Origin of the sequence: Streptomyces sp. AHA2 (assembly GCF_036857595.1) — a bacterium.
GTDB lineage: Bacteria > Actinomycetota > Actinomycetes > Streptomycetales > Streptomycetaceae > Streptomyces.
Genome location: NZ_JAUQWJ010000003.1, coordinates 431,881 through 444,168 on the forward strand (window position 1 = coordinate 431,881; position 12,288 = coordinate 444,168).

The 12,288-nt window shown below is 76.1% G+C and carries 9 protein-coding genes and 1 riboswitch; of the genes, 4 read left to right on the top strand and 5 right to left on the bottom strand.

Features of this window, described 5'->3' with window-relative positions:
* Positions 1-734: 734 nt before the first annotated feature.
* A complete protein-coding gene (locus tag Q5694_RS09355) occupies positions 735-1,874 on the bottom strand; it encodes a cobalt-precorrin-5B (C(1))-methyltransferase (protein WP_333932056.1) in 1,140 nt (379 codons plus the stop codon).
* A 30-nt stretch (positions 1,875-1,904) separates the two neighbouring features.
* On the opposite strand from Q5694_RS09355, the gene Q5694_RS09360 reads away from it, so the two are divergent.
* On the top strand, positions 1,905-2,717 hold the full coding sequence (locus Q5694_RS09360; RefSeq protein WP_333932057.1) for a cobalt-precorrin-6A reductase: 813 nt from the start codon (positions 1,905-1,907) through the stop codon (positions 2,715-2,717).
* Here Q5694_RS09360 and Q5694_RS09365 read toward each other — a convergent pair.
* Genes Q5694_RS09365 through cobG form a run of 3 tightly spaced genes read right to left on the bottom strand, consistent with a single transcriptional unit; the run spans position 2,702 to position 6,149 of the window.
* A complete protein-coding gene (locus Q5694_RS09365; protein ID WP_333932058.1) occupies positions 2,702-4,189 on the bottom strand; it encodes a precorrin-2 C(20)-methyltransferase in 1,488 nt (495 codons plus the stop codon). The two genes, Q5694_RS09360 and Q5694_RS09365, sit on opposite strands and share 16 nt — an antisense overlap.
* Complete coding sequence (locus Q5694_RS09370) at positions 4,186-4,860, bottom strand: precorrin-8X methylmutase (RefSeq protein WP_333932059.1); 675 nt, start codon at positions 4,858-4,860, stop codon at positions 4,186-4,188. Before Q5694_RS09370 ends, Q5694_RS09365 begins: the two co-directional genes overlap by 4 nt.
* On the bottom strand, positions 4,857-6,149 hold the full coding sequence (cobG, locus tag Q5694_RS09375; protein ID WP_333932320.1) for a precorrin-3B synthase: 1,293 nt from the start codon (positions 6,147-6,149) through the stop codon (positions 4,857-4,859). The genes Q5694_RS09370 and cobG overlap by 4 nt, the downstream gene beginning before the upstream one ends.
* Before the next feature lie 105 nt (positions 6,150-6,254).
* Positions 6,255-6,328, top strand: a riboswitch (cobalamin riboswitch).
* An 85-nt stretch (positions 6,329-6,413) separates the two neighbouring features.
* Here cobG and cobN point away from each other — a divergent pair.
* On the top strand, positions 6,414-10,025 hold the full coding sequence (cobN, locus tag Q5694_RS09380) for a cobaltochelatase subunit CobN (RefSeq protein WP_333932060.1): 3,612 nt from the start codon (positions 6,414-6,416) through the stop codon (positions 10,023-10,025).
* 221 nt (positions 10,026-10,246) lie between these two features.
* Here cobN and Q5694_RS09385 read toward each other — a convergent pair whose 3' ends face one another.
* Positions 10,247-11,029, bottom strand: a complete 783-nt coding sequence (locus Q5694_RS09385; protein WP_333932061.1) for a sulfite exporter TauE/SafE family protein — start codon at positions 11,027-11,029, stop codon at positions 10,247-10,249.
* A 172-nt stretch (positions 11,030-11,201) separates the two neighbouring features.
* On the opposite strand from Q5694_RS09385, the gene Q5694_RS09390 reads away from it, so the two are divergent.
* Positions 11,202-11,336, top strand: a complete 135-nt coding sequence (locus Q5694_RS09390) for a hypothetical protein (RefSeq protein ID WP_333932062.1) — start codon at positions 11,202-11,204, stop codon at positions 11,334-11,336.
* 341 nt (positions 11,337-11,677) lie between these two features.
* On the top strand, positions 11,678-12,232 hold the full coding sequence (locus Q5694_RS09395; protein ID WP_333932063.1) for a CGNR zinc finger domain-containing protein: 555 nt from the start codon (positions 11,678-11,680) through the stop codon (positions 12,230-12,232).
* Positions 12,233-12,288: the final 56 nt, after the last annotated feature.

A 12,288-nucleotide genomic window follows, 5' to 3' on the forward strand; every position in this document is an offset into this window, starting at 1 on the left:
GGATGGACGGCCGCGCGCGGGGCTCAGGGCCGCCGGAGGGACGGCCGCGGGCAGGGTGCGCCGGCTGGAGGGACGGCCGCGGGCCGGGTTGGGCCTGCCGGAGGGACCGGCCATGGCAGGGGTGCACCCTGCAGGAGCGCCCGGGTTCAGGGCCGTCGGAGGGACGGCCGCGGGCAGGGTGCGCCGGCTGGAGGGACGGCCGCGGGCCGGGTGGGGGCCTGCCGGAGGGACCGGCCACGGCAGGGGTGCACCGGCAGAGGCGCCCGGGTTCAGGGCCGTCGGAGGGACGGCCGTGGGCAGGGTGCACTGGCCGGATGGACGGCCGCGGGCCGGGTTGGGCCTGCCGGAGGGACCGGCCATGGCAGGGGTGCACCCTGCAGGGGCGCCCGGGTTCAGGGCCGTCGGAGGGACGGCCGCGGGCAGGGTGCGCCGGCTGGAGGGACGGCCGCGGGCCGGGTGCACTGGCCGGATGGACGGCCGCGGGCCGGGTTGGGCCTGCCGGAGGGACCGGCCACGGCAGGGGTGCACCGGCAGAAGCGCCCGGGTTCAGGGCCGTCGGAGGGACGGCCGCGGGCAGGGTGCACCGGCTGGAGGGACGGCCGCGGGCAGGGTGCACCGGCTGGAGGGACGGCCGCGGGCAGGGTGCGCCGGCTGGAGGGACGGCCGCGGGCCGGGTTGGGGCCTGCCGGAGGGACCGGCCACGGCAGGGGTGCGCCGGCAGGAGCGCCCGGGGTTCAGGCCCGGCCGGAGGACGGGCCCGCCACCTCGCTGCGTCCGACCACCGTTCCGGCCCGGTCGATGCAGATGACGTCGACCGCCACCGGGGCGCCGCGCAGGACGGCCAGGGCCTCGTCGCGGGCCGTCGTCGCGACCAGGTCGCCCAGCGGGACCCCGGCCGCCTGGCACAACTGCAGCGCGGCGAGACCCGTGTTGGCGCCGGCGATCTCCGCGGCCAGCGCCTCGTCGGCGCCGCCCCGGCGGGCCAGCTCCGCCAGGAAGCCCTTGTCGACCTGGGAGCGGGCCGAGTGCAGGTCCAGGTGGCCCGCCGCCAGCTTGGACAGCTTCGCGAAGCCGCCGCAGATGGTCAGCCGGTCCACGGGGTGGCGGCGCACGTACTTCAGTACCGCGCCCGCGAAGTCGCCCATGTCCAGCAGCGCGTCCAGGGGCAGCCCGTACTCGGCGACGACCGTCTTCTCCGACGTCGAGCCCGTGCAGCCCGCCACATGGGTGCGCCCCGCCGCCCGGGCCACGTCCACCCCGCGCCGGATGGAGTCGATCCACGCCGAGCAGGAGTACGGCACGACGATGCCGGTCGTGCCCAGGATGGACAGCCCGCCCAGGATGCCCAGCCGGGGGTTCCACGTGGAGCGGGCGATCTCCTCGCCGTGGTCGACGGAGAGGGTGATCTCCACGTCCCCCGTGCCGCCGTGCAGCCGGGCGACCTCCGCGACGTGGTCGCGCATCATCCGGCGCGGCACCGGGTTCACGGCCGGTTCGCCGACCGGCAGCGGCAGGCCCGGGCGGGTGACCGTGCCCACCCCGGGGCCCGCCCGGAAGACCACCCCCGACCCCGCGGGCAGCAGCCGCACGGTCGCCCGCACCAGCGCGCCGTGCGTGACGTCCGGGTCGTCACCGGCGTCCTTCACGACGCCCGCCATCGCCGACGCGCCGGTCAGCTCCTCCACCGCGAGCGCGAACGCCGGGGTCTGCCCCCTGGGCAGGGTGATCGTCACCGGGTCGGGAAACCCGCCGGTGAGCAGGGCGGTGTACGCGGCCGTCGTCGCCGCGGTCGCGCAGGCACCGGTCGTCCAGCCGGGCCGCAGGCCGGTGTGCTTGAGTTGGGCGCTGCGACCGCCCTCGGCCTGGCTGGTCATGGCTGGCTCTTCGGAAGGGACCGGACTGTCGTGCACGTACTCATCCTCGGCGGAACCACGGAGGCCCGCCGCCTCGCCGAGCTGCTGGCGGCCGGGGCGCCGCCCGGCACGCGGGTGACGACCTCCCTGGCCGGGCGGGTCGCCGCGCCCCGGCTGCCGCCCGGCCGGGTACGGGTGGGCGGGTTCGGCGGGGCCGACGGGCTCGCCGCCTGGCTGCGCGAGCATGAGGTGGACGCGCTCATCGACGCCACGCACCCTTTCGCCGGGACGATCAGTTTCAACGCGGCGCGGGCCGCCGCCACCGCCCATGTTCCCCTGCTCGCGCTCCGGCGTCCCGGCTGGGTCCCCGTGCCGGGCGACGACTGGCACGAGGCCGCCTCCCTGGAAGAGGCCGCGGCGCTGCTGCCCGCGCTGGGCCGGCGGGTGTTCCTCACCACCGGCCGGATGGGTCTGGCCGCCTTCGCCGGCGTGGACGGCCTGTGGTTCCTCGTACGGTCCGTCGACCCGCCCGGGCCGCCGCACCCGCCCCGCATGGAGGTGCTGCTCGACCGGGGCCCGTTCACCCTCGACGGCGAACGCGAACTGCTGCGCCGGCACCGGATCGACGTGGTGGTGACGAAGGACAGCGGGGGCGCGGCCACGGCCCCGAAGCTGACCGCGGCGCGGGAGGCGGGCGTCCCCGTGGTGGTGGTCCGCAGACCTCCGGTCCCCCAGGACGTCCCCGTCGTCCCGGACGCCGCCGGGGCCGCCGACTGGCTCACCCGGCTGACGCCGCGCCTCCCGACGCCCGGCGGCGTGGATGCGTGCCGGGCCTCCGGGCGCCGGTGTCAGTCCTCCGGATAGCGCCGGGGCGTCCAGGTGATCTCCTCGCCGTCGCCCCGGCGGACCACCCGGGTCTGGGTGGAGCCAACCAGCAGGATCGTGCGCATGTCGACCTCCTCCGGGTCGAGTTCGCCGAGCCGGACGACGCGGACCCGCTCACCGGGGCCGCCGACGTCCCGGGCCACGACCACCGGCGTCTGCGGGTCCCGGTACTCCAGCAGCAGGTCACGCGCCTTGCCCACCTGCCAGGTGCGGCTGCGCGAGCCCGGGTTGTACAGCGCCAGCACCAGGTCGGCCGAGGCCGCCGCGCGCAGCCGCTCGGCGATCACCTCCCACGGCTTGAGCCGGTCGGACAGGGAGATGGTGGCGTAGTCGTGGCCGAGCGGCGCCCCGGCCCGGGCCGCGGCGGCGTTCGCCGCGGTCACCCCGGGCAGCACCCGCACCGGCACGTCCGCGTACTGCTTCTCGGACGCGACCTCCAGCACCGCCGTCGCCATCGCGAAGACCCCCGGGTCGCCACCGGAGACCACGGCCACCCGCCGCCCCCGCTGCGCGAGCTGCAGCGCGAACTCGGCGCGCTCGGACTCGACCCGGTTGTCCGAGCCGTGCCGCCGCTGCCCGGGCCGCACCGGCACCCGGTCGAGGTAGGTGGTGTACCCGACGAGGTCGTCGGCGGCGGCGAGCGCACCCCGCGACTCCGGTGTCAGCCACAACGGCCCGGCGGGCCCGGTGCCCACCACGACGACCTCGCCCCGCTCCCGCGCGACGGGCTCGGCGTCGACCTGGCTCGGCAGCACCGCGACCGAGAAGTACGGCACCGACTCCGGGTCCACGTCCGCCAGTTCGGCCAGCCGCTCCCCGCCCATGGTGGCCCGCTCGACGTACCGCGTCTGCTCCAGCCGCCCCGAACTCTCCAGCGCGCGCCGCACCTTGGGGAAGGTGCGGCCCAGCTTCATCACGACCGCCACGTCCGTCGCGGCGAGCCGGGCGGTCAGCTCCTCCTCGGGCAGCGTGCCCGGCAGGATCGTCAGCACCTCCTCGCCCTCGGCCAGCGGCGTGCCCAGCCGGGCCGCGGCGGCGGACACCGAGGTGACACCGGGGATCACCTCGGTGTCGTAGCGGCCGACGAGCCGCTTGTGCATGTGCATGTAGGAGCCGTAGAACAGCGGGTCGCCCTCCGCGAGGACCGCGACCGTGCGCCCGGCGTCGAGATGCGCCGCGAGCCGCTCGGACGCCTCGGCGTAGAAGTCGTCCATGGCGCCCCGGTAGCCGCCCGGGTGGTCGGTGGTCTCGGTGGTGACCGGGTAGACCAGCTTCTCCTCGATGTGGTCGGCGCGGATGTGCTTCGCCGCGATCGAGCGGGCGATGGACCGCCCGTGCCGGGCGCTGTGATACGCGATCACGTCCGCCGCGGCGATGACCTCGACGGCCCGTACGGTCATCAGGGACGGGTCACCGGGGCCGAGCCCCACCCCGTACAGCTTCCCGCTCACTCTTCCTCACTCGCGATCGCGTTGAGCGCGGCGGCGGCGATGGCGCTGCCTCCGCGACGGCCCCGGACGACCAGGTGCTCCAGGCCGGACGGGTGCGCGGCCAGGGCGTCCTTGGACTCGGCGGCCCCGATGAACCCGACCGGGACACCGATGACCGCGGCGGGCCGGGGCGCACCCGCGTCGATCATCTCCAGCAGCCGGAACAGCGCGGTGGGCGCGTTGCCGACGGCGACGACCGACCCCTCCAGCCGGTCCCGCCACAGCTCCATCGCGGCGGCGCTGCGCGTGGTGCCGAGCTTCGCGGCGAGTTCGGGGACCGACGGGTCGGACAGGGTGCACAGCACGTCGTTGCCGGCGGGCAGCCGCTTGCGGGTCACGCCGCTGGCCACCATCTGCACGTCGCAGAAGATCGGCGCCCCGGCGCGCAGCGCCTCCCGGGCCCGGGCCACGACCGCCGGCGAGTAGGAGAGGTCCCGCACCAGGTCGACCATGCCGCAGGCGTGGATCATCCGGACCGCGACCTGGCTGACGTCGGCGGGCAGTCCCGCCAGGTCCGACTCCGCGCGGATGGTGGCGAAGGACCGGCGGTAGATGGCCGCCCCGTCCTTCTCGTAGTCGTACGTGGTCACGGTGGTGTTCTCGCTGCTCTCGGTCGTCGGCATACGGCTCATGGGGTGATCGCCGCCAGGGCGGTGGCGAGGTCGGACGGATCGTCCAGGGGGGCGGTGCGCGGCTGTCGGCCGGGGGCGACGGAGGACAGCTCGTAACCGCCGCCGGGTACGGCCACCACGTCGATCCGGCCGCCCCGTGGGTGCCCGCACCGCCGTTCGCAGCCCGACCAGTACAGAGGGAGGGGCGACCGGCCGGCGGCGGCCAGCGTGCGGGCGGCGTCGGCCCGTACGTCGGCCCGGGACTTGGCACACCCGGGCCGGCCGATGCACGCCCCGACGCTCAGCCAGGGCGAGCCGGGGTCGGTCACCAGGCCGGTGCCCGCCAGGCGGGACAGCGCGGCGGCCGCGTCGCCGGCACCGGCGGGCACGACCACCCCGCGCCACGGCGTGAGCCGCAGCTCGCCGTCGGCCACCTCCGTCAACTCCCGCCACTGCACGTCCGTGAGACGGCCGAGGGGGACGTGCACGGACAAGGCGGACCCGACGACCCCCGGCGACGGCGGCCCCGCGCCCCGGGCGACGGCCGGGAGGACCCCGTCCCGAAAGCCGACCCCCGCCCCGGCCAGCCGGTCACGCACCGCACGAAGCAACACGGGCCGCCCACAGGGGAGTTCGTCCACCCGCCACACCCGGGCCCCGCTCTCGCGCACGACGTCGACGAACGCCTCCGCCGCGAGCAGCGCGGCGCGCGCCGCGTCGTCCCCGGACACGTACAGCACCTCGTCGCCCGAACCCGGCGCGAGCACCGCCTCGTCGCCGGGCACCGCCCGCACGGTCACGTCGGCGCCGAGCCCGGCCACGTCCCCGCGCCCGTCGTCCAGCGCGAACAGGAATCGGCCCGACAGCGCGGTCGCGGACGTGCTCGCGCACAGCGCCGCGTCCAGCTCCGTCAGCCAGGGCCGCACGTCCCGCAACCCCCGTCCGTCCAGCCCCGACAGCGGTGAGGCGACGACGTTGCGCACGCGCTCGTGCGCGTACGACGGCAGCAGCCCGGCCGCGTCCAGCAGTCCGGCCAGTTCCGCGCCGCACGCCTCCCGCAGGCCGCGCAGCTGCACGTTGCCGCGCGAGGTCAGGTGCAGCTCCCCGTCGCCCAGCCGCCCGGCCGCCTCCGCCAGGGCCCCGGCCTGCGTGACGGTGAGCACACCGCCGGGGACCCGGACCCGGGCCAGTGCCCCGTCGTCCGCCCCGTGCAGCCGCAGCGTGCCCGGGCATGCGTCACCGCGGACCCGTGAGGCCGCTGTGGCCTGGGGCGATGGAGGTGGGGCAGCCGTGGACATGGCGGCGAGCATACCGACCATCACACCGGCTGTACGCTCTGCCCTTTTCCCCTGCCCCTTACTATGCTCGTCGGCGGATCATCAGGTCCGTCACCACCGCCACCACGGCGACCAGGGGAGGAAGCCCGGTGTGAATCCGGCGCGGTCCCGCCACTGTGAACCCGGCCACAAGCCGGGCAAGTCAGGAACTCCCTTCCCCCGGCTCCCTCCTCCGCAGGAGCCAGGGCCCCACACCACCACCCGGGGCGCGGACACCCCGAGGAAGGCCGACGCCGCATGATCCTCCTGCTGTCGACGTCCGACACCGACCTGCTCAGCGCCCGAGCGGCGAACGGCCCGGTGCCCTACCGCTTCGCCAACCCCTCCCGGCTGCCCCTGGAGGACCTGCCCGGCCTCCTCGACGGCGTCGACCTCGTCGTCGTCCGCCTCCTCGGCGGCGTCCGCGCCTGGCAGGACGGCCTCGACCTGCTCCTCGCCGACGGCCGCCCGGTGGTCGTCCTCACCGGTGAACAGGCCCCGGACGCCCAGCTGATGGCCGCCTCCACGGTCCCCGTCGGCATCGCCGCCGAGGCGCACGCCTACCTCGCCCACGGCGGCCCCGCCAACCTGGAGCAGCTCGCCCGCTTCCTCTCGGACACGGTCCTGCTCACCGGGCACGGCTTCGAGGCCCCGGCGGCCGCGCCGACCTGGGGCCCGCTGGAGCGCGAGGCCCGCGCGTCCGACGGCCCGACGGTCGCCGTGCTCTACTACCGCGCCCACCACATGAGCGGCAACACTGCGTTCGTCGGCGCCCTGTGCGACGCGATCGAGGACGCGGGCGGCCGTGCCCTGCCGCTGTACGTGGCGTCCCTGCGGGCCCCCGAGCCGGAACTGGTCGACGCACTGCGCCCGGCCGACGCCGTCGTCACCACCGTCCTCGCCGCCGGCGGCACCAAGCCGGCCGCCGCCTCCGCGGGCGGGGACGACGAGTCCTGGGACGCGGGCGCGCTCGCCGCCCTGGACGTGCCGATCCTGCAGGCCCTGTGCCTGACGGGCTCGCGCGCCTCCTGGGAGGACAACGACGAGGGCGTCTCCCCGCTCGACGCGGCCACCCAGATCGCCGTCCCCGAGTTCGACGGCCGCCTCATCACGGTCCCGTTCTCGTTCAAGGAGATCGACGCCGACGGCCTGCCCGCCTACGTGCCCGACCCGGAGCGCGCGGCCCGCGTCGCCGGCATCGCCGTACGCCACGCCCGGCTCAGGCACATCCCGGCCGCGGACAAGCGCCTGGCGCTGGTGCTGTCCGCCTACCCGACCAAGCACTCCCGCATCGGCAACGCGGTGGGCCTGGACACCCCCGCCAGCGCCGTCGCACTGCTGCGCCGGCTGAAGGCGGAGGGCTACGACTTCGGCGGCGCCGACATCCCCGGCCTGGTCTCCGGCGACGGCGACGAGCTGATCCGCGCGCTCATCGAGGCCGGCGGCCACGACCAGGAGTGGCTCACCGAGGAGCAGCTCGCCCGCAACCCCGTGCGCATCCCGGCCGCCGACTACCGCCGCTGGTTCGCCACGCTGCCGAAGGAGCTGCGCACGGCGGTCGAGGAGCACTGGGGCCCGGCCCCCGGTGAGATGTTCGTCGACCGCAGCCGCAACCCGGAGGGCGACATCGTCCTGGCCGCGCTGCGCTACGGGAACCTGCTGATCCTCATTCAGCCGCCGCGCGGCTTCGGCGAGAACCCCATCGCCGTCTACCACGACCCGGACCTGCCGCCGTCGCACCACTACCTCGCCGCCTACCGCTGGATCGCGGCCCGCGCCGAGGACGGCGGCTTCGGCGCCGACGCGATGATCCACCTCGGCAAGCACGGCAACCTGGAGTGGCTGCCCGGCAAGAACGCCGGCCTGTCCGCCGCCTGCGGCCCCGACGCGGCCCTCGGCGACCTCCCGCTGATCTACCCCTTCCTGGTCAACGACCCGGGCGAGGGCACCCAGGCCAAGCGCCGCGTGCACGCCACCCTCGTCGACCACCTGGTGCCGCCCATGGCCCGGGCCGACTCCTACGGCGACATCGCGCGCCTGGAGCAACTCCTCGACGAGTACGCCCAGATCTCCGCCATGGACCCGGCCAAGCTCCCCGCGATCCGCGCCCAGATCTGGACCCTCATCCAGGCCGCCCGCCTCGACCACGACCTCGGCCTGGAGGACCGCCCGGACGACGACGGCTTCGACGACTTCCTGCTGCACGTCGACGGCTGGCTCTGCGAGGTCAAGGACGCCCAGATCCGCGACGGCCTGCACGTCCTGGGCACCCCGCCGGCCGGCGCCGACCGCGTCAACCTCGTCCTGGCCATCCTGCGCGCGCGCCAGATCTGGGGCGGCACCACCGCCCTGCCCGGTCTGCGCGAGGCCCTCGGCCTGGACGAGTCCGCCGCGACCCGTACCACCGCCGACGAGGCCGAGGAGCAGGCCCGCGCCCTGGTCCAGGCGATGGAGGACGCGGACTGGGACCCGGCCGCCGTACCCGCGGTGGTGGAGGCGGGAGTCGGCGCCGAGCGCGCCGAACAGGTCGCGGCCGTCCTGCGCTTCGCGGCCCACGAGGTCGTCCCGCGCCTGTCGGCCACCACCGGCGAGATCGACCACGCCGTGCACGCGCTGAACGGCGGTTTCGTCCCCGCGGGTCCGTCCGGCTCCCCGCTGCGCGGCCTGGTCAACGTCCTGCCGACCGGCCGCAACTTCTACTCGGTCGACCCCAAGGCCGTGCCCTCCCGCCTGGCCTGGGAGACCGGCCAGGCCCTCGCGGACTCCCTGCTGGAGCGCTACCGCACGGACAACGGCGAGTGGCCCACGTCCGTCGGCCTGTCCCTGTGGGGCACCAGCGCCATGCGCACCGCCGGCGACGACGTGGCCGAGGCCCTCGCGCTGCTCGGCGTGCGCCCGGTCTGGGACGACGCCTCCCGCCGCGTCACGGGCCTGGAGCCCGTCCCGTACGAGGAGCTGGGCCGCCCGCGCATCGACGTCACGCTGCGCATCTCCGGCTTCTTCCGCGACGCGTTCCCGCACACCGTCGGCCTGCTGGACGACGCGGTCCGCCTGGCCGCCTCGCTGGACGAACCGGCCGAGGCCAACCACGTGCGCGCCCACGTCCAGGCCGACCTGGCCTCCCACGGCGACGAACGCCGCGCCACGACCCGCATCTTCGGCTCCCGCCCCGGCACCTACGGCGCCGGCCTGCTGCAGCTGATCGACTCCCGGGACTGGCGCACCGACGCCGACCTCGCCGAGGTGTACACCGTGTGGGGCGGCTACGCCTACGGCCGTGAACTGGACGGACGCCCGGCCCGGGAGGAGATGGAGACGGCGTACAAGAGGATCGCGGTCGCGGCGAAGAACACCGACACCCGCGAGCACGACATCGCCGACTCCGACGACTACTTCCAGTACCACGGCGGCATGGTCGCCACCGTCCGCGCGCTGCGCGGCACGGCGCCCGAGGCGTACATCGGCGACTCCACGCGGCCGGAGACGGTCCGCACCCGCACCCTCGTCGAGGAGACCTCGCGCGTCTTCCGCGCACGGGTCGTCAACCCGAAGTGGATCGAGGCGATGCGCCGCCACGGCTACAAGGGCGCCTTCGAACTCGCCGCCACGGTCGACTACCTCTTCGGCTACGACGCCACGACCGGCGTGGTCGCCGACTGGATGTACGACAAGCTCACCGAGGCGTACGTCCTGGACCCGGCCAACCGCGAGTTCCTCCAGCAGGCCAACCCGTGGGCGCTGCACGGCATCGCCGAGCGGCTGCTGGAGGCGGAGTCGCGCGGCATGTGGGAGAAGCCGGACCCGGCGGTGCTGGAAGCGCTGCGGCAGGTGTACCTGGAGACCGAGGGCGACCTGGAGGGCGAGGACTGAACCGCCCCGGGCGCCGGACCCGCCGTTCCCGCGGGGCGCCAGGCCGCATCACCGGCCTGACCGCCCGGGCGGCGGGGTGCCGGGCTGCTCGGCCGTGCCGGGTCGCCCGGGCTGCCGTGTGCCGGGTTGCCTTGGCCGCGCTGCCGTCCGTGCTGCCGGGTTCGTGTGCCCGGGCGGCGGGGTGCCGGGCTGCTCGGGCGGGCTGTGCGTCTGCGCGCACGTCAGCGCAGGGCGTGTATGGCGTAGAGCGCGCCGACCGACGCGGCCAGCGTGCCGAGCAGGAGCCTCAGGGACCGCTCGGGCAGACGGGGCTGGAGGCGGGCGCCGAGGTAGCCGCCGGTCAGGCCGCCCAGTCCGCAGGCGGACCCGAGCAGCCAGTCGGGCGCGATGTCCTCGCCGCCGGTCAGCGACAGCAGGGCGTAGGTGCCCGCGCCGACCAGCGAGGTCACGAAGGTGGCGGCGAGTGCCGCCGGGGCGACCCGGGCCACGGGCATGCCGCGGCCGACCAGCAACGGCCCGAGCACGGAACCGCCGCCGATGCCGTACACGCCGCCCACCACGCCGACCGCCACGGCCAGCGCGCTCACCGATCGGGCGGACGGCTCCGCCGGCCCGCGCCGCCGGGCCGGGCGCAGCGTGCGCGCGACGAGCCACAGCCCGAGGGGGAGCAGCAGGACGGCGACCAGGAGCCGGAAGACGACCGGGCCGGGCAGCGCGAAGACGCGGACGACCGCGCCGAGGACGACGCCCGGCACGGTCCCCGCGACCAGCCGCCGGGTGAGCGGGCCGCCGAGCACCCCGTCACGGCGGTAGCGCAGCAGCGCGCCGGGGCCGGCCACGACGTTGTAGAGCAGGTTGGTCGGCGTGACCGACGGGCTCGGCACGGCGAGCACGCTGAGCTGCACGGGCAGCAGGAACACCGCCCCGGAAACCCCGACGGGCGCGGTGACCAGCGAGATCACCACGCCGGCGGCGAACCCGAGCGCCCCGGTTCCCCACTCCACCGCGCCTCCTCCACCGACCGGGCGGCCCGGGCCGTTCGGGCTCGGGCGTCCGGCCAGTATCGGCCGCGGTGCGCCGCGGCCCGCCGCCGGCCGGGCCGGAGCGCCGGAGGGCGACCGCGTCGACGGTGACCGGGCCCTGGTGCCCCGGTGCCTTAGAGGAGGGGCGGGCGCGGTGGGCGGCGGCGCCCGGCTCGCCCGGGCGCACGAGCACCGCACCCTGCCGGGGGCCGGCCACCACGTGCCGCAGAGGCATCCGCCGTTCCCGCCCGGGACGTCGTGGGACACGGACCACCTGCTCGACAGGTGACGTCCCGGCGTCCACGGCCCGCGCGGCGCGGACGGACACCCACTCGGCGACACCTCGAAGGGAGTCCACGGTCATGCACCGGCCCGGCACCGGACCCGGTACCACGAGCACCGGCACGGCCGACACCGCCGCAGCGGCCCGCCGTGCCCGGTTCGGCTCGCCGCCCGGGCGCAGCCGGCCCGAGGGCCCGGGCGGCGAAAGGCCCGCCGCCTCCCCCACGACCCGGCCGGACACGGCTTCGACCCGAGGGCTCCCGGCGGGTCCTCGCCCGCCTCGCGGCCGACCCGGGTCCTCGGCCCCTCGCCTTGCCACCGGCGAAGCTCACCGGCCAGGATGGTGATGTGAACCTCGACCATGTCTTCGTGTGCGGGAACCCGGCCCTCGACTTCGCGGCCACGCTCCGGGCGCGCCGGACGGTGCGTTTCGAGATGTTCGCGACGCCGGACCGGCTGAACGCCTGGTACGTGGAGTCCGGCGTCGTCGACGCGGTGTCCCCGTGCCGCGAGGCGGACGTCGAGGAGGCGAAGTCCGTGAGGGAGGCGGTCTACCGGCTGGTCACGGCCCGCCGGCTCGGCGAGGAGTACGAGAAGACGGCGCTGACCGTCCTGAACAACGCGGCGCGCAGACCGCCGGCGGTCCCGCAGCTCACCCCGGCGGGCCGGTGGACGCAGGCGACGCCCGAGGAGGCCCTGTCCACGGTGGCCCGGCTCGCCGTCGAGCTGCTGAGCGGCGAGGACGTGCCGCTGCTGAAGGAGTGCGGCAATCCCGAGTGCACTCGGGTCTACATCGACCGCTCACGCGGGATGCGCCGGCAGTGGTGCGGGATGGACTCCTGCGGCAACAAGATCAAGGCTGCGGCCTACCGCGCGCGCAAGAGGACAGCCGCGGCCCACTGACGGACCCGTCCGGTCCGTCCGTGACCGCGGCTGCCGGGTGGTGCGGGGGGCGGCCG

Coding starts and splice junctions, on each gene's coding strand:
- Q5694_RS09355 (WP_333932056.1), bottom strand. CDS start 1,874: ATGACCAGCCAGGCCGAGGGCGGTCGCAGCGCCCAACTCAAGCACACC.
- Q5694_RS09370 (WP_333932059.1), bottom strand. CDS start 4,860: ATGAGCCGTATGCCGACGACCGAGAGCAGCGAGAACACCACCGTGACC.
- cobG (WP_333932320.1), bottom strand. CDS start 6,149: ATGCTCGCCGCCATGTCCACGGCTGCCCCACCTCCATCGCCCCAGGCC.
- cobN (WP_333932060.1), top strand. CDS start 6,414: ATGATCCTCCTGCTGTCGACGTCCGACACCGACCTGCTCAGCGCCCGA.